This window comes from Oceanobacillus sp. CFH 90083 (assembly GCF_009389585.1).
Taxonomy (GTDB): Bacteria; Bacillota; Bacilli; order Bacillales; family Amphibacillaceae; genus Oceanobacillus.
Genome location: NZ_VIYG01000001.1, coordinates 467934 through 492892, shown reverse-complemented (window position 1 = coordinate 492892; position 24959 = coordinate 467934). Strand labels below are relative to the sequence as shown.

Below are 24959 nucleotides of genomic sequence, written 5' to 3'. Positions count from 1 at the left end.
ATAAAATAGATAGAATCATAGATAGAAAAGAGGGTCAGGGTGTGAAGAAAAAATGGATTTGGATTATTTCAGGGGTAGTAATCGTACTCCTTATTATAAATTTTGCAGCTGCCATTTTCTTTTATCATCTCGCTGTTGAGCGTAACGTAAAGGATTTTTTGAATGGAAATGCTGATTTAGAGGTGGAAGCGGAGACATTGGATGTGCTTTTAGATGGGGATTGGCGTGACTGGTCGGATGAACAGCCGTTTGAAATATGGCATCAGACCTCCTTTGATGGGCTTGATTTACAGGGATATTATCTGGAAGCAGAGCAGCCTACTAATAAAGTTGTTCTATTTGCTCATGGCTACTTAGGTCGCGGAAAAGATATGGCCTTGTATGGGCAGCATTATTATGAGGACTTAGGCTATAACATTTTTACTGCAGATATGCGCGGACATGGGGAAAGTGAAGGAGATTATATTGGTTTTGGCTGGCATGACCGTCTGGACTTAATCAACTGGATTGCTCAGGTCATTGAACGGGTCGGCGATGATGCAGAGATTGTACTTCATGGGGTTTCGATGGGAGGCTCCACGGTATTAATGGCAAGTGGAGAAGAGCTTCCTGCTAATGTGAAAGCAATTGTAGCAGATGCATCTTATACAGATGTCAATGATTTATTCGCTTATCATCTTGACCGGATGTTCCACCTGCCTTCGTTTCCATTTATTCCATCTACGAGTCTTGTAACACAGATACGGGCCGGCTATGGTTTAAAAGAAGCCTCTGCACTGGACCAGGTTGCAAAAGCAGAAGTACCTATTTTATATATTCATGGAAAAGAAGATGTCTTTGTACCGACAGAGATGACGGAGAAGCTATATGATAATACGGGAAGTGAAAAGGAGCTTTTACTGGTGGATGATGCAAGTCATGGGGAATCGTTTGTGAAGGAAGAAGAACGATATAAGGAAACATTGGATCGTTTTCTGGAACGGTTTGTGCAGGAGAATTAGTAAAGGCACGGCACATTATTATTGATACGAAAACGTGAAATCTGTCACTGGTGAGCACAGAAGAACAGGTTTTCATCAAGAGAACTTGCTAAGATGTCATTAAGGGGTGAATCACTTGATGTGGGTGAAATCAATACAATCAGCTTTAAACTATATGGAAGAAAAACTGCTGGAGGAGCTGTCCATCGAAGAAATTGCCAAGCAGGCAAATTTTTCTGTGTTTCATTTTCAAAGAACATTTAATGTAATGACAGGTATCACAGTTGCAGAGTATATTCGACGACGTAGACTGACTTTAGCTGCCAACGAGTTAAGAAAATCAGATAGAAAGATTATAGATATTGCCCACAAATACGGTTATGAAACCCCGGAAGCTTTCTCGAAGGCATTTCGTAAACAGCATGGAATTACACCGACACAAGCACGGAAGCATTCAGGAAACTTCATATCTTATAATCGTCTGGTTATTCAGGTGAATTTAAAAGGGGAGGATCCTATGAACTACAAGATTGTTGATCATGAGGCATTTCAGATAATCGGAGTAAGAAAACAATTTTCATTAATTAGTGAACAAAATCTGACAGGAATTACGGAGATGTGGCAGCAGGTGTTAACAGATGGAACGGATGAATTATTAAGTCAATTGAATAATGGACCGGTGAAAGGGGTTATTGGTGTATGTGATGATAAAAGTGATCAATCCATTGATTATTGGATTGGAACAGCTTATCAGGATGAAGCGCCAGATAAATTCGAAGCTACGGAAATACCGGCATCTAAATGGGCGATATTTGAAGTTCACGGTGCTATGCCGGATGCTATTCAAAAAGTCTGGAAGCAAATATTTTCAGAATGGTTTCCATCCAGCAGTTATGTACATGCTGGTACGCCTGAATTAGAAGTCTATTCGGATGGGGATGCTTCTGAAGAGGATTATTATTCAGAGATTTGGATACCGGTTAAATAATAGAAGATGTTCAAAAAGTCCAATAAAAGTGACGTGACGGGAAAAGGAACTTCTGCTAAGAACGCTCACATCGTGTGAGCAACGTAAAAATCATCGCATCCTGCGAAAGCGCGTTGACGTGTTTTTTCCGATACTCACGTATTGAAAAGCATAGGGGAGCTTCTGTTAAGACCATCCACATCGTGTGGACAACACAGAAATCACCACAATACGTGGGATNTCGCATCCTGCGAAAGCGCGTTGACGTGTTTTTTCCGATACTCACGTATTGAAAAGCATAGGGGAGCTTCTGTTAAGACCATCCACATCGTGTGGACAACACAGAAATCACCACAATACGTGGGATGCCCCGTTCGTAAAAAACCCGTCGCCTTGAACTTTCGACGCACAACTGTTTTCGGTGGGGCGAGTAATCACAATCTCAGGACGTGCTAGTGTCGGCGTTGCAACAACTCTTTTTGATGGGGTGAGCCATCGCAACCCCAGGACGCCTGAGACCTTAGCCGGCTGGTCCTTTTCATCGAACTTTTTGAACACGCACTAATAGGCATGTATTTTAAAATGGATAAGAAAAAGACATTGATCACGGGTCAATGTCTTTTTTATTCATATATTATACAGGTAAACAAATAATCTGAAGAAATTTAATTAATATTTATAAATTCCCTTGCATAAACATGCATAAAAATTTATAATAATGAATAATTCATTTTTTCAAATAAGGGAGCGAGTGTTTTTGAAGAAGGCAGCAATTATTGGCGGAACAGGATATGGAGCGATTGAACTTATCCGGCTTCTCCAATCACATAAAAAAATTGAGATTACTAAAATTATATCACAATCACAGGCAGGAGAGGAGTTATCAGCAACTTATCCGCATTTGTTCGGCATTATTACAAAAGAGATGGAGGCACTAAATGTAGAGGAACTAGAAAAAGAGATTGATATTTTATTTTTAGCAACTCCAGCCGGTGTCGCTAAGAATATTATCCCTTCTTTTCAGGATACTTCCGTTCAGTGCATCGATTTATCTGGTGATTTCCGGCTCACGCAGGAGGAATATAGCGAATGGTACGGAAAAGAACCTGCTTCCGCTGCAGTGTTAAACAAAGCAGTATTTGGGCTCAGTGATATTTTTACAAAGGAGATCCGGTCAGCGTCAATTATTTCTAATCCGGGCTGCTTTCCGACAGCTGCTTTATTAGCGTTAATTCCACTCATCGATGGAGATAAAATTCAAACAGAAGGAATTCGGATTGATGCAAAAACAGGGATTTCCGGAGCTGGAAAAAGCTTGAGCGAAAAAACACATTTTTCATCAGCGAATGAAAATGTGGTCCCTTATAAAATTGGACAGCATCAGCATATTCCGGAAATAGAGCGTTATGCTTCGAAATTTACGGATAAGGACTTGAAAGTATCCTTTACAACGCATTTAATTCCGATGACAAGAGGCTTACTGTGTACCACATATGCAGATATGAAAACACAAGAAACCACAGCTTCCATCTTAGCGTATCTTCAGGAATATTATCAGGAAAAATCGTTTGTCCGTATTTTGCCGGAAGGTCATTTTCCGGCAACCAAAGGTGTAACAGGCAGCAATTACTGTGATATTGGAGCATATGTAGACGAACGGACCAATAGTATTGTCATTGCATCGGCGATTGATAATTTAGTAAAGGGAGCGGCTGGTCAGGCAATTCATAATGCTAATCTTATGAACGGCTGGGATGAAGGAACGGGATTGGATTTTATTCCGGTCTTTCCATAATGGAAGAGGGGGAGCATAGGTGGCAGATACATTATTCAGGTCATTTAAGGTTTTAGAAAATGCACACATTGATCAGCCAAAAGGGTTTACAGCTGGAGGTATACATGCCGGTCTGCGTAAATCCAAGCTTGATTTTGGCTGGTTATATTCCGAAGTCCCGGCCAATGCTGCCGGTGTTTATACGCAGAATACATTTCAGGCAGCACCGCTTACGGTTACACAAGAAGCATTAAAAGACTCCAACCAGCTGCAGGCAGTCGTTGTTAATTCAGCGAATGCAAATTCCTATACAGGAGAGCAGGGCTATCAGGATGCGCTTCAAATGCAGCAGTTGACAGCGGAAAAAATAGGGATTGATTCTTCACTGGTGGCTGTTGCTTCAACCGGAGTCATTGGTGAGATGCTGCCAATGCCTGTCATTAAGGAAGCCATTGCACGTATTGGTGAAAGTAAAGCTGCCGCTGATTTTGAGCATGCCATTTTAACAACGGATACGAAAACAAAGCATATTGCTGTCGAGGTAGAAATAGATGGAAAACCGATAACGATTGCCGGTGCTGCGAAAGGATCCGGCATGATTCATCCGAATATGGCAACGATGCTTTCCTTTATTACGACAGATGCAAAGGTGGAGGAGGAAAGCCTAAAGCAAGGATTAAAACAAACAACGGATCAGACATTTAATCGTATTACAGTAGACGGAGATTGCAGTACCAATGATATGGTGCTTGTATTAGCCAATGGAATACAGCAGAATGAAGCACTTCAGCCACAGCATCCGGAATGGCATCGATTTATGGAAGCATGGCAGTTTGTCAGCCGGGAGCTGGCAAAAATGATAGCCAGAGACGGAGAAGGGGCAACAAAACTCATTGAAGTAAGTATAGAAGGAGCCAGATCGGAGCGGGAAGCAGCGCAGATGGCAAAAGCAGTGGTTGGTTCCAGTCTTGTGAAAACAGCCATTTATGGAGAAGATGCCAATTGGGGAAGGGTTATCAGTGCACTTGGTGCCGGTGGCGTCATTTTTGATAAAGAAGGCTTATCACTTGCGATTGGCTCTGAACAGATTATTAAGGAAGGGCAATTGCTACCTTTTCATGAACCGAACTGTGTTGAGGAATTAGTAAAGGATATGGTTCACCTTTTTATCGGGTTAAAGGATGGTACGGAGAAAGCAATTGCCTGGGGCTGTGATTTAACCTATGATTACGTGCAAATAAATGCATCCTATCGGACGTGAGGTGTTTCAAATGAAAAAAGTAGTATTTAAAGTAGGCGGGAGTATCCTGCAGGAGCTGCCGGAATCTTTTTACAAGCTGTTAATTGAATTAAAAGAAAAAAAGGTTTGTGATCCGGTGATTGTTCATGGCGGCGGTCCGGAAATTAATCAGGCATTGGAGCAAATGCAGATTGAAAGTACATTTATCGATGGACTTCGCGTCACAACAGAAGAAGTGCTAGAAGTCGCGCAAATGGTGATGTGCGGAGCAATCAATAAGAGGATTGTCAGTTTGTTTCAAAATCAGAATGGCAAAGCAATCGGATTAAGCGGTGTAGACGGCAAACTGCTGCAAGCGAAACCGATTAAAGATGGCAAGCTGGGCTTTGTCGGAGAGGTTACTAAGGTGGAAACAGCCTGGATTGACATGATCTTACAAGCAGGCGGCATTCCTGTTATTTCTCCAATCGCTGCAGGCGAAGGAGAAACACACTTGAATATTAACGGTGATACAGCGGCTGGTGCTGTAGCAGAAGCATTAGGCTGCAGGCTCGTTCTAATCAGCAATATTCCTGGAGTAATGGAAACGATTGATCAAAAGGAAATCATTCATCATCATTTAACAAAAGAAGAGGTAGAAGCATTAATTGATTCCGGTGTTATTTATGGCGGAATGATTCCAAAGGTGCGCTCTGCACTCGCCAGCTTACAGGGCGGTGTGGAGGAATCTGTCATTTTAAATGGTCTGGAGCCGGGTGATATTTTAAAATATTTAGACGGAGAAAAAGTAGGCACCATTTTAAGCGAAAAGGAGGTCGTGGAGCATGTCTAATACTGTAACAGCCACGTCAGCATTAATGAAAAATTATCAGCGTTTACCAATAACCATTTTAAAGGGAAAAGGCAGCTATGTATGGGATGATCAGGATGTGAAATATCTTGATTATACATCTGGCATTGCAACATGCAATTTAGGACATGTGCCGGACCAAGTGCATGCGAAATTATCAGAGCAGTTAGAGAATCTGTGGCATTGCTCTAATTTATATCAGATACCGCAGCAGGAGGCATTAGCTGCGAAGTTGGCTTCTCTAAGCTGCTTTGATCAGGCATTTTTCTGTAATAGTGGTGCTGAAGCAAATGAAGCAGCCATCAAATTGGCTAAAAAGTATGCTAAAGACCATCAGAAGCCGGAAAGAACAGAAATTGTTACTTTTTCCAATTCGTTTCATGGACGAACAGGCTCTACAATGGCGGCAACAGCTCAAACAAAAATTCATAACGGCTTTACGCCATTAACACCTGGTTTTACCTATTTACCATTTAATCAGCAGGAAACGATAGAGCAAATAGATACGGATAAAACGGCAGGTGTTTTATTGGAGCTGGTTCAGGGAGAGGGCGGTGTTCATCCGGCGGACGCACAGTGGGTAAAAGCGTTGTATACCTACTGTAAGGAAGCAGATATTCTATTTATGGTTGATGAGATTCAGACGGGAATCGGCAGAACGGGTACCCTCTTTGCTTATGAGCAATATGATATTGAACCGGATGCAATGACATTGGCGAAAGGATTAGGATCTGGTTTTCCAATTGGAGTATTATTAGCAAAAACAAAAGCTGCAGACAGTTTTTCACCTGGGACGCATGGAAGTACTTTTGGCGGGAATCCGCTGGCAGCAACAGCAGGGCTGGCTACATTGGAGCAAATTGCAGATGCTGCGTTTTTAACAGGTTTACAGGAGAAATGTGTTCTGTTAACAGAAGCATTAACCAAGCTGGCTGACAGCAACTCACTCATTAAAGCGGTCAGAGGAAAGGGGCTTCTCATCGGGCTGGAAGTTGAAAATAAAGCTGGTGTCTGGGTCGAGAAATTAAGAGAAAAGCAGATTCTTGTGTTGACAGCAGGCGAGCATGTTGTGCGTATTTTGCCTCCATTAACTACAGAGAAAGAAGAGTTATTTACTTTTATCGGAGTGATAACGGCTATCGCAGCAGACATAGAGGAGAAGGGATAAGTATATAAAAAGCAACTATTGACCCTTCAAAGTTGCGTTTCAGAAGAACCATAAAAATAAAGGCTGACAGAGATTGTCACCTTTATTTTTACACTTTAAGAAAGTATAAGGAATCTAAGGAAAAAAGTATAAGTGCAGCAGTTTTGATGGGCGGGTAATCGCAAATGATTTCGATGGGACGAGTAATCGCAGCCCCAGTTCCAGACCCCAACTAGGGCATTCGCCAAGTCTTTCGGCGAATGCCTGGTTTTTTTTATGGATTCATGGTTTTTATAGATACTTTTCAAACCACCAGCAGATATTTTCTAACCGTGCCACCCGCAGTGTCGGGTTACCGCTTCGGCTTAATTCATGGTTGGCATTCGGGAACCGGACAAATTCCACTTCCTTGTTTAAATGCTTTAACGTGATAAATAATTGCTCGCCCTGTTCAATCGGACAGCGATAATCTTGTTCACCATGCAGGATAAGAAGCGGAGTCTCTACGTTTTCGGCATATTTCAGCGGTGATATATCCCAAAGCTCTGTCGGATCCTCTAATAGGTTCACCCCATGCTCCCACTTCGTAAAAAAGAAGCCGATATCACTGACACCATAAAAGCTTAACCAATTGGAAATGGATCTCTGCGTAACAGCTGCTTTAAAGCGGCTGGTATGGCCGACTATCCAGTTTGTCATAAACCCGCCATAGCTTCCTCCAGTTACACCTAAGCGCTTTTTATCAATAAAGGAATACTGTTCCAGGCAATAATCAACAGCCTCCATCAGGTCACGGTAATCCCCTTTACCATAGTTTTCACGCACATTGTTGACAAAATCCTGCCCATAACCGTGGCTGCCGCGGGGATTTGTATAAAGTACAACATATCCTTTCGCAGCAAGAAGCTGCAGCTCATGGAAGAAGGTTTGTCCATACATGGCATGGGGACCGCCATGAACCTCTAATACAAAAGGATATTTCTTTCCCTTCTGGAATCCATAAGGGCGAAGCAGCCAGCCTTGTATATCCAGACCATCACTGGAAGTAAAATTAATTTCCTCCGGCTCGCTTAATGCTACTTCACCGGCAAAAGCTTTGTTCACATCCGTCAGCTGCTCCAAAGTATTTTCAACTGTCAGCTTATAAAAATTACAAGGATCTGTCGGATGGCTGATTCCTAAAATAAAGCTTTCTGTATCCACGTTATAAGCAAAGCCAAACAGATGATTATGATCGCTGTAACGTGTTTTTAGATTCCCTTCTAAATCTGTTTCATATAAAGAGACAGCGCCTTTATCCGATCCAACAAAGTAAATGGATTTATTGTCACGAGACCAGACAGGCCCTGTTTCTGAATTGCCAAGGCGCATATCTCCAACCATTGTATCCCCGGGCTGGATGCCCCAATCTCTGGACAGAAGCTTTCTTTCATTACTGTCTATATCATATAGGAAAAGCTTGGTTAAGGTTGCTCCAGCATATTCAAACTCGTGTCCCAAGGCAACAATTTTTTTACTGTCCCTGGAGAAGGCTGCGCCATAATAGCTTCCTTTACTGTCTGTTAATTTCGTTATTTCCTTTGATGATAATTCAAGTAAATATAAATCAGAAACCAATGAAGCATCAGCATCCTCCTCCAAATTAGCTGCAAAGATAAGATGCTTGCTGTCAGGAGCAAGGTCTGTCAGGTGGTGATCGGCTTCTTGGTCTGTCAGCTGATGAAAGGCATCTGCTGCTACATCATATTGAATAATTTGCACTTTGGAATTGTCATGGAATCCTCTGGCATCTGATTTATACTTTAAGCGGTCAACAACCAGCGGTTTCGTTTGTGCTTCTTTTTGCTTTGCCTGTTTTTCTTCTTTACTTAATTCCTTTAAGGCAGAAATATCATCATCTTTTTCAAGGTAGGCACAGAATAAAATAGACTTCCCATCCCCTGACCAGATTGGTGAAAAAACACCATTTGGCAAAGTAGTCACTTGTTTTGCCTCGCCGCCATCAACATCTGTCAGCCAAATTTGTGAAGCGCCGCTGCGGTTAGAAAGGAAGAAGGCTTGTTCCTTATTTGGAGAAACACAGAAAGTATGATTCCGGTGACTGCCAGAAGTCCATTGCTTATGCGAATCTTTAGCAAGATTATGTACATAAACCTGTGATTCATATTCCTTATCATCATTCACAGATGTAATCACATAACTGTATTTATCTTCTGAAATAAACTGCGGCTCACTAAGAACCTTAATATTCTGAAAATCTGTTGCGTTAATCGCTCTTTTTGCAGTTGATATAGACATCATCTTCCTCCTCATAATAATATTTTATTCTATCTATTTTTAGTTTAAACTATTTCGGGAAACGAATCAATAATATTTAGCTGTGTATAATGTATATAAAAACAGCCGCCTCTTATTTTAGGCGACTGTTTCTCATTACAAGTTTTTAATTAATGTATCGGTAATTTTAGCATCCTGTTCATATGCGCTTTGCAGGGTACGAGTAATCTTTCCGGGCTCTCCATTGCCAACGACAACATTATCAAGCTGGATGACCGGCAATACTTCAGATGTACTGCTGGATAAAAACATTTCATCAGCGTGCTGAACATCTTCAATATGAAAAGCTTCTTCAATTAGCGGAATGTTTTCTGCTTTTAAGAAACGTTCCACTGCCATCCGCACACATCCATGCAAGATATTATTAGTAGCTGGATGCGTATAAACTTTTCCATCTTTCACTAAGTAGATATTAGAAGAGCTGCATTCTGTTACAACACCATCACGATGCAGGATAGCTTCATAGCAATTATTTTCTTTTGCAGTCTGCTTAGCCAGAACATTTGGCAGCAGGTTTAAGCTTTTGATATAACAGTTTTCCCATCGGACATCACGCTGAGAAATGGTTTTAACCCCATTTTCCAATATTTTTTCATTTCTAGGTAAATCCTGAAGGTATGCATAAATATTAGGTGTTACTTCATGTGGAAAGATATGATCTCGTGGAGCGGAACCACGGGTGATTTGCATATACACCTTTCCGTCATTTTTCATATTATTTTTTTCGATTAATTGATGTAATAAATCCGTCATCTTTTCTTTATGATATGGAATCTTAATTTTAATGGCTTCGGCAGAACGGTACAGACGATCCACATGCTCTGTCAGGAGGTAGTATTCTCCTTTATAAATGCGAATCACCTCATAAATTCCATCGCCAAATTGTAATCCTCTTTCCTCAAATGGGTAGCTGAGACTATCCTTATCAACAAATTCTGATTGAGTAAGAATAGTTGAATATACTGACATTTTAAAATTCTCCTCTCCGTGAAGCATAATAATAGTTTATTACGCGACCAGACGATTGTAAATAGATAATAAGATAAACATCAAGCATTTTAGAAGTGTATGCGCCGGGATTTCTGATTATTCCTGAAGTCTATTATTTCCAAATATTAATTTTCAATTGATTTTTCATGAAAAAAATTAAATTTATTGTTGATTTTTATCGAATACGTTGCTATAATAAATTTTGTCGTTGAAAAACGAATTTAAAGCATGCGGGTGTAGTTTAATGGTAAAACCTCAGCCTTCCAAGCTGATGACGAGGGTTCGATTCCCTTCACCCGCTCCATACATATGTGATAACGCAGTGTTTCGTACATAGTCTACGAAGTGTTGCGTTTTTATTTTGTACATTTAAGCAGCAGTTTCATAAAATATTTGTCGATTTCTCTAAAAGCATCGTACCCTTACCATAAAGGAATCAAATCGGAATGGAGGCTATTATTATGAACCGTCTTAAAAACAGTTTATTACAAATCGATCGCAAAAGTTACAAAGCATATAAACAAATTACTGGAAGCTACACATATCCACGTTATACACTCCATATTGATTATGTGCAGGGAGATCCATTTGCCGGCCCTTCCAAAATAAGGCTCGTGATTCCCGGAAAGCAGCGCCATATAGCGGTGGAGTGGCTGGAGACGACAGCCCGCAGGATTGCGGCAGAAGATGCTTTTGCGAGAGTGATCGGAAAAGCATTGAATCAAAATAAAATTTCTATTAAAGGCTCTGGCAAAAGCGGCATGATTGCTTTTGACGGACCGGGGCAGGAAATATTAGAGCGGACAGCTGTAGGTATTTCAGAGAAGGAGATAACGATTTGTTTATCCGTCGGCTTACCTGCTAATGGGCGCTCCATTAATGGAAAAGAGGCAATAAAGTTATTTAACCAGGCTATTCCTGAATTCTTGGAGAATTCAGCGTTTAAAATTTTAGATAGTGATATTCAGCAGTCGGTACAATTAGCAGATCAACAGGAGGCTATATGGCAAGCAATGAAAGAAAATAAGTGGGTGAGTTTTATTGCTAATGGCTCCATTTTACCGAGAAAAAGCGGTGTGAGTGACTTGCCGGCTAAAGGGGCAGCAGCCTTTATAAGTCCGCCGGAAGATGAAGTGGAGCTACAGCTTCCTCATGGCAAAACAGTAAAAGGAATGGCTGTGAAGCAGGGAGTTACATTAATCACCGGTGGAGGTTATCATGGAAAAAGCACCCTTCTTCAAGCTATAGAAAGAGGCGTTTATCCCCATTGTAAAGGGGATGGCCGTGAATTTATCTGTACAGATCCGAGTGCTGTTAAAATTCGGGCAGAGGATGGGAGAGAAATCTCCTCTGTAAATATCTCTCCTTTTATCTCTCATCTTCCTCATGGAAAAGATACGACTTCTTTTTCAACAAGTAATGCAAGCGGAAGTACTTCGCAGGCTGCTAATGTGATGGAAGCATTGGAAATTGGAGCGAAAACGCTGCTTATTGATGAGGACACAAGTGCAACAAATTTTATGATTCGTGACAGCCGGATGCAAAAGCTGATCGATCCTGAAAATGAGCCGATTACACCATTTATACATCGAATCAGGCAGCTGGTTGACGAAGCAAATAAATCTGTTATTTTAGTAACGGGCGGTTCTGGAGATTATTTTGCCGCTGCAGATACAGTAATTCTTATGGAGGAATACATTCCAAAAAATGTAACATCAAGAGCAAAGGAAATTATAAAAGAAGATCCCATTGCAAATAGTAATGTAGAACCGGCAAATTTCACGGAGTTAACAAAACGGCAGCTATTATCTGCTGCATTCCCTAAACAGACAGACAGGAAATTCAAAATCCAGGCAAAAGGTCAATTTCAAATTTTATTGGGAAAAGAGCCGATCTCTTTTGCTTATACAGAACAGCTGGTGGATCCATCTCAAACGAGAATGATTGCGGAGATCATTCAGTATCTTTACTATAATGAAAAAAAGAATTTTTCTTCTTTTGAAGCACTGCTGGAGCATATAGATGATAAAATGGATCAAGGGCTGGAAAAGCTGAATGGCAGCAATGGAAAACACCCAGGAGATCTGGCAAGACCGAGAAAGCATGAAATTGCAGCTGTATTAAACCGGATGCGTACAGGAAAATTTCTGATGAGGTAAATACTGTAACCATGGTATTTAAAAAGGGTTGACTGAGATTAGAAATAATAGAAAGGGGGCGGTATGGTGAGAGTGGACGAGCTGAAAAAGGATATTCAAGCATACGCAAGAACTATTGGGATTGATAAAATTGGTTTTACTACAGCGGATATTTTTACAGAAATGAAGGAACGCTTACGACGTCAGCAAGAACTGAAATATCAATCTGGCTTTGAAAAAGGGAGCATTGAGGAAAGGACGGAGCCTCAAAGGCTGCTCCCGGAAGCACAGTCTATTATTTCCATTGCCGTCGCCTATCCGTCACGAATGGAGAAAGCACCAAGAGGGACAAAAGGGGATAGACGCGGTATTTTTGCCCGTGCTTCATGGGGAATTGACTATCATGTTGCTTTACGGGAACGACTGGATAAGCTGGGAGAGTATATAAAAGAAAAAGTTCCTGGTGCGATTATCAAGTCTATGGTGGATACAGGAGAATTAAGTGACCGGGCTGTTGCTGAACGTGCAGGTATCGGTTTTAGCGGGAAAAATACCTCCATTATTACAAAGGAATATGGTTCATTTGTTTATTTGGGAGAAATGCTGACGAATATTCCGTTTGTTCCTGATTCGCAGGTAGAGGACGGCTGCGGAGATTGTACCATTTGTCTGGATGCCTGTCCTACTGGCGCCATTGTTCAGGGCGGTCAGCTGAATGCACAGCGCTGTATCGCATTTTTAACACAAACAAAAGATTTTCTGCCGGAGGAATTTCGCAATAAGATAGGAAATCGATTATACGGATGCGATACCTGTCAGCAGGTTTGCCCTTGGAACCGGGATAAGGACTCACATTTTCATAAGGAATTAGAGCCGGAGCCGGAATTGGTTAAACCAAGGCTGAAACCGATGCTCCATTTGTCAAATCGCCAGTTTAAGGAAAAGTTTGGGTATATGTCAGGCTCCTGGAGAGGAAAAAAACCAATTCAGCGTAATGTTATTTTAGCGTTGGGCCATTATAAAGAAACTGCTGCTGAAGCGGATTTAATTACTGTGATGAACAATGACCCCCGACCGGTTATTCGCGGCACTGCAGCATGGTCGTTAGGGAAAATAGGGACAGATACGGCGCAACAAGCGCTCTCTAAAGCGCTTGGAAATGAAGATGATGAGCAAGTACAATATGAAATGGAAAATGCACTGTCTATGATAATGGCAAGGTAAAAGAAGTCATCGCAAGGCTTACACAGTTTCAATGACCTATTTCGTCTCCTCGATGCATAAGCTTTGAACGAGGAGGCGATTTTTATGGGTGATTTCGCTGCATATTGGCAGCATTTTTTTCTGGAAAACAGAGAGAGTCAAGATTGGTGGCAGAAAAAGAAGGCACTTTGTAAGAAACGAAAAGCGCAAATTGTAAAGATAAAGGGGAGAGGGGTTGTTTTAAGCAAGCAATCCTATGAAGGAATGAGAAGTACGCGGTATGCAGTGCATTTGGTATATCTAATCAAGCAGGGTGATTTTTTTTATACAGAGGAGCAGATTATCCCTTGTCAGTTTGTGAAAAAATGGGATGAAGAAGACAGACATCAATATATCGAAAAGCCGCCAGTGGAAAGCTTCGGCAATCAGCTCCCTGTATTAAAGAAAGGCAGCAATAAGAAAAGCAATCGTGAAATCGAGTATAACCGTCTGGAGGCAGTGAAATATGCAGAACGCTGGTGGAACAGCTACAATCCAGAATATCTGCGTTTTGAAGATGACTGCACGAACTATATTTCCCAATGCTTACGGGCAGGAGGCGGTCCGATGTGGGGAGAACCAGTCCGGGAGAGAGGCTGGTGGTATGGAAAGGATTCATGGAGCTTCAGCTGGTCGGTTGCGCATTCTTTCAGGTGGTATTTAAGCGGCTCTGAACGAGGTATAAGAGGAGTAGAAGTTGAACAGCCGGAGGAATTGAATCCTGGCGATGTGATTTGCTATGATTTTGACGGGGATGGTGTGTGGAATCATACAACTATTGTGGTGGCAAAAGATGCTGATAACATGCCGCTTGTCAATGCACATACGAATAATAGCCGAAATCGCTATTGGTCTTATGAGGACTCTGCTGCCTGGACTCCGGAGATACAATATAAGTTTTTTCGCATTGAGATAAGTTAGTGTATAATAAAGTGGACCTTCATGCAGTGGGGTTATTTTTCACCTCCATTGACTAAGGAAATAAAGGTTAAGTACGCGATGTTCTTGGGAATGCGGTTCCCCGCTCCCAAGAAATCCATTGGAACGGCAGCTTTAAATATATCATTGAAATTTATATAGAAATCAAAGAACTAGTCTTTTAGAATTTGCAATTGAAGGAGAATGAATGGTGAGTTTGCATGTTGTATTATTTGAACCAGAAATCCCGGCTAATACAGGAAATATCGGCAGAACTTGTTTAGCGACTGGAACAACCTTACATTTAATCCGTCCGCTTGGTTTTTCAACGGATAGTAAAATGGTCCGCCGTGCCGGTCTGGATTATTGGGAGCATGTCGATGTAAAAGAATATGATTCCATAGAAGATTTGTATAAAACCTATCCAGAAGGAAGCTTTTACTATATAGAGAACTTTGGAACAAAATATTACACGGATTTTGATTTTTCATCTGTGGATATAGATCAATTTTTTGTATTTGGAAAAGAATCAACAGGGATTCCCCGTGAATTGCTGGAGGGAAAAGCAGATAAATGCCTGCGGGTTCATATGAATGATCAGGTTCGCTCATTGAACCTGTCGAATACAGCTTCTATTATTATTTATGAAGCGTTAAGACAGCAGGGATTTCCTGATTTACATTAATAAAAAAGAAGGAGCTGTTGCACAAAATTGTGCAACAGCTCCTTTGCTGATGTATATCGTAAGGGTTAAGTGCGTTGATCTTCTTTTGGAACTCCTGGCTTTGATTCGTAGCCGGATGCAAAGATAGCAACGAGAAATGTAACAACAACACCCATAATTAATGCTAAATTCATGAACTGATTCCTCCTTCTATGTAGTAGTAAATTGTGCTCATCTGGCATGGAGCTTCATGCATGTAAGCTGACACACTGTAAGACAAGTGCTTTTCTCCAGAATTCAAATTGTAATTTGTCTTTATTATAACGGAAAAAGGACATGATGTGAACTATTCTTATATTAAATCCATTTATATATCTAGAAATGTATCAAAAAATTCACTTTATTTTTGTCTGAAAAGTCAGAAAAATGATGTTGCGGGATACATTTTTTTGGATTGAAAAAAAATGTCGAATTCTCCCAAAGAATCCGTTCCGATTCCTTGTAACCAGCTTGAAAATCATGTATATTAGTTGGTGTAAAGAAATTAATATGATTGTTAAAAATTTGAACCGTTTTCATGAACGGATTAGTAATTCTAATGGGGGTATCAGTCGTGCCAGGAAATGAAGAGTCTGCAGAAAAATTTTGGGGGCAGTTTCACGGACCAAATGCGGGGTATTTGGAGCAACAGTATGAATTGTACAGAGAAGATCCGGAGCAAGTGGAATCTTCTATAAAATCATTATTTGATACACATGGAGCACCTGCCTGGATGACAGGGGCAGAAGTAATTATGCCTATCAGTAAACAAGCTGAACAAACAACTTCTAATGTTGGTGTATCAGAAAATTTTGATGTTACTAAATTAACCTCAGCAATCAAACTTGTTGAGGCTATTCGGCGTTACGGTCACACAGATGCGGATATTTATTCCGTTGGCGGGTATAAAAGTGCTCCGTCACGAATGCTGGATTTAAAGCATTATGATTTAACAGAAGAGGATTTGAAAAAAATTCCGGCATCATGGATCTGGGAACGTGAAAAAGAAGATGTTAAAACAGGGTTGGATGTTATCAACTTATTGAAGAAATACTATACAGGTACGATCACGTTTGAGTATGATCACGTAAACAATGATGAGGAACGCACCTGGCTGTTTGATTTAATTGAAGAAGGGAATGCGAGGTTTGACCCTGATCAGGAAGATAGAAAGGATATTCTGAAACGCTTATCCGAAGTAGAAGGCTTTGAGAAATTCCTTCATAAAACATTTGTCGGTCAAAAGCGCTTTTCTATTGAGGGTCTAGAATCGATGATTCCTATGATTGACCATCTCGTAAAATACGCAAATGAAGATAGCATTGAGCATGTGATGATGGGGATGGCGCATCGAGGGCGTTTAGCTGTACTTGCAAATGTATTGAAAAAGCCATATGATAAGATTTTTTCCGAGTTTAATTATACAAGAGATAAGGAATTGATGCCGTCAGAAGGTTCAAAAGCAATTAACTATGGCTGGACCGGAGATGTGAAATATCATTTTGGAGCGGAAAAAGAGGTAATACATGGAAAGAAAGTCAATACAAAAATAACACTTGCACATAATCCGTCACATCTTGAATTTGTAAATCCTGTTGTAGAAGGATTTGCCAGGGCAGCACAGGATGAACGTGATGTAAGCGGTTATCCTGAAAGAGATATTAACAAAGCAATGCCACTGATTATTCATGGAGATGCAGCTTTTATTGGAGAGGGTGTTGTTGCTGAAACACTTAATCTAAGCGGTTTGCCTGGATATACAACAGGTGGGACAGTACACCTTATCGCAAATAACCAGCTTGGCTATACAACAGATCGTGTAGACGGACGTTCAACCCGTTATGCCAGTGACTTGGCAAAAGGGTTTGAGATTCCTGTTATCCGTGTGAGTGCAGACGATCCGATTTCTTGTATTTCTGCTGTTAAAATTGCTTGTGAATATCGGAAAAAGTTTCATAAAGACTTTTTAATCGACTTAGTAGGTTACCGCCGCTATGGACATAATGAAATGGATGAGCCAAGAACGACACAGCCTCAGCTGTACAGTGAAATTGATAACCATCCATCTGTTGCAACAATATTCGCTCGTGCCATGGAGGAAAGAAATCTGTTGGAGCCCGGTGAATTTGACAGCATTAAAAATGAGATTGAAACAAGACTTTCTGATATTTATAAAGGAATGACAGAAAGTGAAATTGGTGAGCCTCAGCCAAAATCAATGCCTGAAGTGCTGTCTAATAGATTAGATCAATTTGAAACAGCGGTAGATTTAGAGACTTTAAAGAAGCTGAATGAAGAGCTGCTGGAGCGTCCAGAAGGGTTTAAAGGCTTTAAGAAAACAGAAAGAATTTTAAAACGCAGAAAAGATGCATTGGAGGAAGGAAATAAGGCAGATTGGGGTACCGGGGAAGCATTAGCTTTTGCATCGATATTAAAAGATGGTACACCAATCCGTTTAACAGGTCAGGATACAGAACGTGGAACATTTGCGCACCGTCATATTGTCCTGCATGATGTGGAAACAGGTCAAAAATATAGTCCGATGCATGGGTTATCTGATGTCAAAGCATCCTTTGATGTTCGAAACAGCCCACTGTCAGAAGCTGCTGTTTTAGGCTTTGAATATGGCTATAGTGTTTATTCTCCAAGCACCCTTGTCATTTGGGAAGCGCAATTTGGTGATTTTGCGAATGCTGGTCAGGTCATTTTTGATCAATTTATCTCTTCTGCAAGAGCGAAATGGAATGAGAAATCAAATATGGTGTTACTCCTTCCTCATGGCTACGAAGGACAAGGGCCAGAGCATTCAAGTGCGCGTTTAGAGCGTTTCTTACAGATGGCTGCAGAAAATAACTGGATTGTAGCTAATGTTACTTCTTCTGCACAGTTATTCCATCTGCTTCGTCGTCAGGCGGCAATGCGTTCCCGTCCGGAAGCTAGGCCATTAATTTTGATGACACCGAAAAGCAGTTTAATCAGAGATTACAAGATGGCTTCCAGCGCTGAAGAGTTTACAAATGGCGGATTTAAAACGTTACGGGAGCAGCCATACTTTAATACTAATCTTGAAAAAGCAACCCGCCTTTTATTAGGAAGCGGAAAAATTATGCTTGATATTGAAGGAGAAATGGAAGAAGCAGAAGAAACTTGTGATTGGATTCGCGCTCTACGTGTCGAGCAAATCTATCCATTCCCTAAAAAAGCGATTCAAGAAGAAATCAAAAAGCTGCCTAACTTAAAAGAAATTGTGTGGGTACAGGAAGAACCAAAAAATATGGGATCATGGGATTTTGTAGATGATTTTTTAAGAGAGCTTCTGGAAGAGACTCAAGAATTACATGTTATTAGCAGGCCAAAGCGTGCAGCACCAGCTGGAGGTATTCCTACTGTGCATAAAACAGCACATAAATATATTATTGACCAAGCATTGAGTGAATTTGAAGGAGGAAAATGAAGTGCAAGAAATTAAAATACCTGAATTAGCGGAATCGATCACGGAAGGAACAATAGCAGAATGGCTTGTTAAAGAAGGCGATAAAGTAGAAAAAGGCGATGCTATTGTAGAATTAGAAACGGATAAAGTTAATGTGGAAGTAAACTCGGAATTTACAGGTGTTATCACTGAAATTATCAGTACGGAAGGAGAAGATGTTTCCGTAGGCGATACCATCGGCAAATTAGATGAAAATGGTGAAGCCGGAGTATCTTCAGTATCTTCCAGTACGGAGAAAAAAGAGGAAGCTCCTAAAGAAGAGCCAAAGAAAGACCCTTCTCAGGAAAGCAAGCAAAGTGCTGTACCTGAGCAAAATGGTGATGTGATTGCTTCTCCGGCAGCAAGAAAACGTGCCCGTGAGCTGGGTATTGACTTAAGTGAAGTGCCGACTCGCGATCCGCTGGGTAGAGTCCGTCCAGATGATGTGGAAGCACATAATAATGCGCCAAAACAAGAGGCTGCACCCTCGAAACCGGCGAAACAAGAAGCGGCAAAATCAGAGAAAACAGAGTTCGATAAGCCGGTAGAACGTGTTAAAATGACCCGTCGCCGTCAGACGATTGCTAAAAATCTTGTTGAAGTGCAGCATAATACTGCAATGTTAACAACATTTAATGAAGTAGATATGACTGCTGTGATGGAGCTTCGTAAGCAGCGGAAAGATAAGTTCTTAGAAAAAAATGGTGTGAAGCTAGGTTTTATGTCTTTCTTTGCCAAAGCAGTTGTTGGTGCATTAAAAGAGTTTCCGCTTCTTAACGCAGAAATTCAAGGTAATGAATTAGTTATTAAAAAATTCTATGATATTGGTATTGCTGTCTCCACAGATGAAGGACTTGTTGTTCCAGTAGTCCGTGATGCAGATCGTAAGGACTTTGCAGGTATTGAACAGGATATCGTTGATTTGGGTAAGAAAGCACGTGATAATAAATTATCCTTGAAAGACTTGCAAGGCGGCTCCTTCACGATTACCAATGGCGGTACATTTGGTTCTATGATGTCTACACCAATTTTAAATGCGCCACAGGTCGGAATTTTAGGAATGCATAATATTGTGAAACGTCCAATTGCTATGCCGGATGATTCCATTGAAGTACGTCCAATGATGTATCTTGCATTATCATATGACCATCGTATTGTTGATGGAAAAGAGGCAGTTCAGTTCTTAGTTAGAATTAAACAGATGCTTGAAGATCCATACGATTTATTGCTGGAAGGTTAAGAGATATAGAGAGTCTTGACACTTAGGAAATTCTTCTGAAAGCTGGAGATAAACGGACTTTCAAAGAGAGCTCCTAAGTGTCAAGGCTTTTTTTCTTTGGAGGAACTTCTGTAAATGTGTAAATATCGGAATTTTTTCGATTTGGATCAGGTAAGTAAATAATATGGAATAAATCGTTACGAAGGATGCATAATAAAAAGTACTTCATTTTAACATAGCATTCATTTTATTTACCACATTGGGAATTATTTTAATAATTAATTCTTTCTGAGAGGATTGAAATTTTTTTCCGTAACGAATATTATAGTATTTGTACGAGCATCTTGTATAAGAAAGAAAATGAATGTTGTGTTTAATCGTTATTTGTCATATATTTATTTTCTGAAAATACTTGTGTACATAAAACGGAGCTTCATGAAGTGGAGATTTACGTATGGTTATTCAGGAAGGGATAAAGCACTTTTATAAAAAGGAGGAAATAGCTTGGACATTCTCTTAGGTATTTTAGCAATTATCATTACATTTGGTTTAGCATTTTTAATGTCAAATGATAAAAAGAGAATCAATTTTAAAGGCATTGGTGTTATGCTGGTTTTACAGCTGCTGATTACTTGGTTTATGTTTTCAACAACCATCGGCACAAAAATTATTACGTGGGTTTCAAATGTATTTAATAAATTAATTGAATTTGGACAAGAAGGTATTGGCTTTGTACTGGGAGGTTTTCAATTAGAAGAGAGCGGTGTGTTCTTCTTTAACGTGCTCTTGTTAATTATCTTTTTCTCAACCTTGCTTTCTGTTCTAACATACTTAAAAATTCTTCCGTTAATTATTAAATATATTGGAGCGGCTATTTCAAAAATTACCGGGCTGCCAAGAATTGAATCCTTTAATGGTGTAAACAGTATTTTCTTTGGTCAGTCTGAGGCTCTGATTGCGATTCGTTCGCAATTTCATCATTTAACAGAAAACCGTCTTTATATTATCTGTGCATCTGCAATGAGTTCTGTTTCTGCATCAATTGTCGGATCGTATATTCTTATGCTGCCGGCGGAATATATTTTAGTTGCTCTTCCATTAAATATGTTCAGTGGATTAATGATTGCATCTATAATTGCACCGGTAAATGTTCCCAAAGAGGAAGATAAGGTGGATATAAAAGATGTCAGCAACGATAAAAGTATTTTTGAAGCAATGGGAAATGGGGCGTTGGAAGGCGGAAAGATTGCGCTGATTGTTGCAACTATGTTAATTGCTTTTATCGCCTCGTTAGAGCTTGTTAACTGGGTTATTCAAGCAGTATTTGCAGGGATTACACTGGAAGAAATTCTTGGCTATGTTTTTTACCCTATCGGCATTCTTATGGGGATTGCGCCAGGCGAAGTATTGCAGGCTGGAAGCATCATGGGTACGAAGATTGTTACAAATGAATTTGTTGCCATGCTGCAATTAGAACCATTATTAGGGGAGCTGTCCGAAAAAACAGTTGGTATTGTTACAGTATTCCTCACCAGCTTTGCTAACTTCTCCTCTATCGGTATCATTGCAGGAACAGTAAAAGGAATTGATAGTGCGAAGGCTATTATTGTTTCTAAATTTGGAATGAAGCTGCTGGCGGGATCGATTTTAGTATCTATTCTTTCTGCCACGATTGTTGGTCTATTCTTATAGAATAGCTTAAAAGCCGCATGAATCTTTAAAAAGGGTTCATGCGGCTTTTGCTATATCTGTAAAGTCATTTTCAATTTTGTTTTGTTTGAGAATCCCGTCTAAATTTATGCTGTATAAAGAATAATCGGAGAAGAAGTGCAACAGCCCCTGCGCTTAAACCGACAATAATTCCAATCCAGTAGCCAAAAGCCTCAAAGCTGGTATAATTTGCGAATAAAAATCCAACCGGCAGACCGATAAGCCAATAAGAAATTAATGCGAGAATAAGCGTTACATTGACATCTTTATATCCTCTTAAGGCACCTTGGATTGGTGCTCCAATTGCATCTGCAAGCTGATAAAAAATGGCAAAAAGAATAAAGTGCTTCGTTAAAGCAATGACTTCTGAATTATTATGATATAGCCGGGCAACCGTATCATCAAATACAAATAAAATAATACCAATAAAGACAGCAATGATAACCCCGCCAGTGATTCCGAGGTAGGTATAGGAACGGGCATCGTTAAAACGTTTAGCGCCAATTTCAAATCCAACAGCAATCGTAAGGGCCATTCCGACACTTAATGGCAGCATATATAATAATCCTGCAAAATTCATAGCTGCCTGGTGAGCGGCAATGGTATTTGTATCATAGACGCTCATCATGATGGTAACGACAGAAAAAATACTTGTTTCAAAAAACATAGCAAGGCCAATTGGCAGGCCGATTTTTAATTGGCTGACCCAATAGGGAATCTGCGGTTTAAAAAACACTTTGAAAACTTGAAAAGCCCTGAATGGAGCAATTTTGTGAATCATATATAAAGAAATGATACTGACTATCCAATAAGTAATGCTTGTTGCGATTCCGGCTCCAATTCCGCCAAAAGCTGGTATTCCCAGTTTTCCGAAAATAAAGATATAGTTTAGAAGGGCATTTATTGGCAGAGAAATTAAGATAATAACCATAGAGGCCCTTGTCTGTCCGAGTCCATCCATAAAGCTTCGGACAGTATGGAAGATAAATAATGGTATAATGCCTGTTGCAAGAGAGACCAAATAATATTTTGCTATATGGTGCACATTTGGCTCCAGACGCATCAGCTGTAAAACGGGTTCTAAGATAAAAAAGCCGATCATGAGAATCACACACGATAAACCAATAGAAAGGTAAATACCCTGCTGAATAACTTGCGGAATATCATGCTTCTCCTTGGCACCGATTAGTTGGGCGATGATTGGTGTTATGGCCAGAACAATACCATTTATAGCTGTCAAAACAGGTATCCAGAGGCTGGAGCCAATTGCCACCCCTGCTAAATCAACTGCGCTGGCTTGTCCAGACATGACCGTATCAAAAAAATTCATCAGATTCATACTGACCTGTGTCACAAGGATTGGCAGCATAATGATCATAAACAGCTTTATTTTTTGTCTTCGATTGGTTGTTTCATACATTGCTATCTTTCCTAACTTTATGTAATTCGTTTTTTTCGTTAAATTAATAGGTGCATTGCCCATTATACGCTGATATAATAATCTGGGAAAGGATGAATTGATTCCATGGAAAAAAGAAGTAAAAAACGTATAATATTTACTGGCGGCGGGACTGCGGGTCATGTCATTGTTAATTTAGCACTTATACCATATTATCAGGAGCAGGGCTATGAAGTCGATTATATCGGATCATATGAAGGAATTGAACGGAATTTGATTGAAAAGATGGATGGGGTAACCTATCACCCGATATCTACCGGAAAGCTGCGCCGGTACATGTCCAAGGAAAACTTTAAAGATCCGTTTAAAGTTTTAAAAGGAACGATGCAGGCTTTTCGTATTTTAGGAAGAAGAAAGAAGCCAGCTGTTGTTTTTTCAAAAGGCGGTTTTGTATCTGTACCAGTTGTTGCAGCGGCAAAATTAAGAGGTATTCCAGCTGTTATTCATGAATCGGATTTCACACCGGGGCTTGCTAACAAGCTTTCCATTCCATTTACAAAGAAAGTGCTGGCAACATTTCCAGAGACAATGAAATATCTTCCGGAAAAAAAGGCTGCTTATGTTGGAGCAGTTATTCGCGAGGAGTTATTTACAGGAGACAAAAAAGCAGGGTTAGAATTTGCACAGCTTCCGGGAGAAAAGCCTGTTCTATTAATTATGGGCGGAAGCGGCGGATCTGAAAAAATTAATGCTACTATCCGTGAAGCATTAGATGAATTACTTAAAACGTTTGAAATCATTCATATTTGCGGCAGTGGAAAGGTAGATTCCTCTCTCCGTATACCAGGATATGCACAATTTGAATATGTGCATGATGAATTAAAAGATATTTTCGCAGCAACAGATTTTGTTGTATCCCGCGCCGGTTCCAATGCTATATTTGAATTTTTGGCTTTACAAAAGCCGATGCTGTTAATCCCGCTTTCCCGTGGAGCGAGCAGGGGAGACCAGATTATAAATGCAAAATCCTTTAAGGAAAAAAATTATGCTAAAGTCCTTGAAGAAGAAACATTAACAGCAGAAAAACTCACAACAGAAGCTATTGCATTAAAAGGTGCTGCTCCGGTAATGTTAGACGAAATGAAAAAATATAAGAGTGAAGAGTCAAGAAATAAAGTAATTGAAATAATTGAATCTGTTCAAAGAAAATAGCAATATCGTCATGTTAAATAAAAGAAAGGTCGCCAGCATTTTGAGCTGGTGACCTTTCTTTTAATCTTCCCGGGTAACGACGTCTAATTTTCCGGTTTCCGGGTCAATAACAAGACCATGAACCTTTATTTCTTTCGGAAGCAGCGGGTGATTACGAATAATTTCAACACTCTGCGTTACGGAATCCTCGATTTTTTCGAAGCCATGGAACTCTTTATGCAGATTTATACCAGAATGCTCCAGTGTAGCTAATGTCTCTTCCGGTATACCGCGGTCAAGCATGGATTGCTGTAAAGCCTCCGTATCTACATTTGACATTCCGCAGCCGTGGTGTCCAATCACAACAACTTCTTCGGCTTTCAAACTATAAATTGCTACTAACAAGCTTTTCATAATACTATCAAATGGTTTTCGGATAATTGCTCCGGCGTTCTTCACCATTTTCACATCGCCATTACGAATATTCAATGCTCTTGGAAGCAATTCTACTAATCGCGTGTCCATGCAAGTGAAAATAACCATACGTTTATTTGGGAACTTGTCCGTTGTGTAGGCTTCGTAGTCTTTGTTATTGACAAATTTTTCATTGAAGTCTAAAAGTTGATTTAAATTCATAGCTTTCATCTCCCTTAACTAAAAATAATAGCATGAATGATAAAAT

At 40.1% G+C, this 24959-nt stretch carries 18 protein-coding genes and 1 tRNA gene; 15 read left to right on the top strand and 4 right to left on the bottom strand.

Features of this window, described 5'->3' with window-relative positions; genetic code table 11:
* The first annotated feature begins 41 nt into the window (after nucleotides 1-41).
* The 6 genes from FLK20_RS02340 (at nucleotide 42) to FLK20_RS02315 (ending at nucleotide 6979) form a co-directional block, all read left to right on the top strand.
* A complete protein-coding gene (locus tag FLK20_RS02340) occupies nucleotides 42-1001 on the top strand; it encodes an alpha/beta hydrolase (protein ID WP_152654943.1) in 960 nt (319 codons plus the stop codon).
* Nucleotides 1002-1116: 115 nt separating this feature from the next.
* Nucleotides 1117-1968, top strand: a complete 852-nt coding sequence (locus tag FLK20_RS02335; protein WP_152654942.1) for an AraC family transcriptional regulator — start codon at nucleotides 1117-1119, stop codon at nucleotides 1966-1968.
* A gap of 736 nt (nucleotides 1969-2704) precedes the next feature.
* Nucleotides 2705-3742, top strand: a complete 1038-nt coding sequence (gene argC, locus FLK20_RS02330) for an N-acetyl-gamma-glutamyl-phosphate reductase (protein ID WP_152654941.1) — start codon at nucleotides 2705-2707, stop codon at nucleotides 3740-3742.
* 19 nt (nucleotides 3743-3761) lie between these two features.
* On the top strand, nucleotides 3762-4982 hold the full coding sequence (gene argJ / locus FLK20_RS02325; protein ID WP_152654940.1) for a bifunctional ornithine acetyltransferase/N-acetylglutamate synthase: 1221 nt from the start codon (nucleotides 3762-3764) through the stop codon (nucleotides 4980-4982).
* Nucleotides 4983-4992: 10 nt separating this feature from the next.
* Nucleotides 4993-5793 carry an acetylglutamate kinase gene (gene argB, locus FLK20_RS02320; RefSeq protein ID WP_152654939.1) on the top strand — a complete coding sequence of 267 codons (801 nt, stop codon included), beginning with the start codon at nucleotides 4993-4995 and terminating at the stop codon, nucleotides 5791-5793.
* A complete protein-coding gene (locus tag FLK20_RS02315; RefSeq protein WP_152654938.1) occupies nucleotides 5786-6979 on the top strand; it encodes an aspartate aminotransferase family protein in 1194 nt (397 codons plus the stop codon). Before argB ends, FLK20_RS02315 begins: the two co-directional genes overlap by 8 nt.
* Before the next feature lie 270 nt (nucleotides 6980-7249).
* On the opposite strand, the gene FLK20_RS02310 is transcribed toward FLK20_RS02315, so the two are convergent.
* Together FLK20_RS02310 and dat are read right to left on the bottom strand one after the other, a co-directional pair.
* Nucleotides 7250-9256 (bottom strand): S9 family peptidase, encoded by a 2007-nt coding sequence (locus FLK20_RS02310; RefSeq protein WP_227994817.1) that lies wholly within the window; start codon nucleotides 9254-9256, stop codon nucleotides 7250-7252.
* A gap of 135 nt (nucleotides 9257-9391) precedes the next feature.
* Nucleotides 9392-10264 carry a D-amino-acid transaminase gene (dat, locus tag FLK20_RS02305; protein WP_152654937.1) on the bottom strand — a complete coding sequence of 291 codons (873 nt, stop codon included), beginning with the start codon at nucleotides 10262-10264 and terminating at the stop codon, nucleotides 9392-9394.
* 251 nt (nucleotides 10265-10515) lie between these two features.
* On the opposite strand from dat, the gene FLK20_RS02300 reads away from it, so the two are divergent.
* From FLK20_RS02300 to FLK20_RS02265, 8 genes are all read left to right on the top strand, one after another.
* Nucleotides 10516-10589, top strand: a tRNA-Gly gene (locus FLK20_RS02300).
* Nucleotides 10590-10746: 157 nt separating this feature from the next.
* Nucleotides 10747-12444, top strand: a complete 1698-nt coding sequence (locus FLK20_RS02295; protein ID WP_152654936.1) for an ABC-ATPase domain-containing protein — start codon at nucleotides 10747-10749, stop codon at nucleotides 12442-12444.
* A gap of 66 nt (nucleotides 12445-12510) precedes the next feature.
* Nucleotides 12511-13647 (top strand): tRNA epoxyqueuosine(34) reductase QueG, encoded by a 1137-nt coding sequence (queG, locus tag FLK20_RS02290; RefSeq protein ID WP_152654935.1) that lies wholly within the window; start codon nucleotides 12511-12513, stop codon nucleotides 13645-13647.
* 84 nt (nucleotides 13648-13731) lie between these two features.
* Entirely contained in the window at nucleotides 13732-14586 is an 855-nt protein-coding gene (locus FLK20_RS02285) for an amidase domain-containing protein (protein ID WP_152654934.1), read from the top strand.
* A 208-nt stretch (nucleotides 14587-14794) separates the two neighbouring features.
* Nucleotides 14795-15268 carry a tRNA (cytidine(34)-2'-O)-methyltransferase gene (locus FLK20_RS02280; protein ID WP_152654933.1) on the top strand — a complete coding sequence of 158 codons (474 nt, stop codon included), beginning with the start codon at nucleotides 14795-14797 and terminating at the stop codon, nucleotides 15266-15268.
* A 592-nt stretch (nucleotides 15269-15860) separates the two neighbouring features.
* Complete coding sequence (locus FLK20_RS02275) at nucleotides 15861-18740, top strand: 2-oxoglutarate dehydrogenase E1 component (protein WP_152654932.1); 2880 nt, start codon at nucleotides 15861-15863, stop codon at nucleotides 18738-18740.
* 1 nt (nucleotide 18741) lies between these two features.
* Nucleotides 18742-19998: a 2-oxoglutarate dehydrogenase complex dihydrolipoyllysine-residue succinyltransferase gene (odhB, locus tag FLK20_RS02270; protein WP_152654931.1), complete on the top strand. Its 1257-nt coding sequence runs from the start codon at nucleotides 18742-18744 to the stop codon at nucleotides 19996-19998.
* Nucleotides 19999-20481: 483 nt separating this feature from the next.
* Nucleotides 20482-21669 (top strand): NupC/NupG family nucleoside CNT transporter, encoded by a 1188-nt coding sequence (locus tag FLK20_RS02265; protein WP_152654930.1) that lies wholly within the window; start codon nucleotides 20482-20484, stop codon nucleotides 21667-21669.
* A gap of 70 nt (nucleotides 21670-21739) precedes the next feature.
* On the opposite strand, the gene FLK20_RS02260 is transcribed toward FLK20_RS02265, so the two are convergent.
* Complete coding sequence (locus tag FLK20_RS02260) at nucleotides 21740-23107, bottom strand: MATE family efflux transporter (protein ID WP_152654929.1); 1368 nt, start codon at nucleotides 23105-23107, stop codon at nucleotides 21740-21742.
* A gap of 105 nt (nucleotides 23108-23212) precedes the next feature.
* Between FLK20_RS02260 and FLK20_RS02255 the strand changes: the two genes are divergently transcribed.
* Nucleotides 23213-24298, top strand: a complete 1086-nt coding sequence (locus tag FLK20_RS02255; protein WP_152654928.1) for an undecaprenyldiphospho-muramoylpentapeptide beta-N-acetylglucosaminyltransferase — start codon at nucleotides 23213-23215, stop codon at nucleotides 24296-24298.
* A 60-nt stretch (nucleotides 24299-24358) separates the two neighbouring features.
* Here the strand turns inward: FLK20_RS02255 and FLK20_RS02250 are convergent, their stop codons facing one another.
* Nucleotides 24359-24913: a beta-class carbonic anhydrase gene (locus FLK20_RS02250; protein ID WP_152654927.1), complete on the bottom strand. Its 555-nt coding sequence runs from the start codon at nucleotides 24911-24913 to the stop codon at nucleotides 24359-24361.
* Nucleotides 24914-24959 lie beyond the last annotated feature (46 nt).

Bases quoted from the DNA above. Each gene is read 5' to 3' on its own strand.
- FLK20_RS02250 (WP_152654927.1), bottom strand. From the start codon at position 24,913: ATGAATTTAAATCAACTTTTAGACTTCAATGAAAAATTTGTCAATAAC.
- dat (WP_152654937.1), bottom strand. From the start codon at position 10,264: ATGTCAGTATATTCAACTATTCTTACTCAATCAGAATTTGTTGATAAG.
- FLK20_RS02260 (WP_152654929.1), bottom strand. From the start codon at position 23,107: ATGTATGAAACAACCAATCGAAGACAAAAAATAAAGCTGTTTATGATC.
- FLK20_RS02295 (WP_152654936.1), top strand. From the start codon at position 10,747: ATGAACCGTCTTAAAAACAGTTTATTACAAATCGATCGCAAAAGTTAC.
- FLK20_RS02285 (WP_152654934.1), top strand. From the start codon at position 13,732: ATGGGTGATTTCGCTGCATATTGGCAGCATTTTTTTCTGGAAAACAGA.
- FLK20_RS02315 (WP_152654938.1), top strand. From the start codon at position 5,786: ATGTCTAATACTGTAACAGCCACGTCAGCATTAATGAAAAATTATCAG.
- FLK20_RS02310 (WP_227994817.1), bottom strand. From the start codon at position 9,256: ATGTCTATATCAACTGCAAAAAGAGCGATTAACGCAACAGATTTTCAG.
- FLK20_RS02255 (WP_152654928.1), top strand. From the start codon at position 23,213: ATGGAAAAAAGAAGTAAAAAACGTATAATATTTACTGGCGGCGGGACT.
- argB (WP_152654939.1), top strand. From the start codon at position 4,993: ATGAAAAAAGTAGTATTTAAAGTAGGCGGGAGTATCCTGCAGGAGCTG.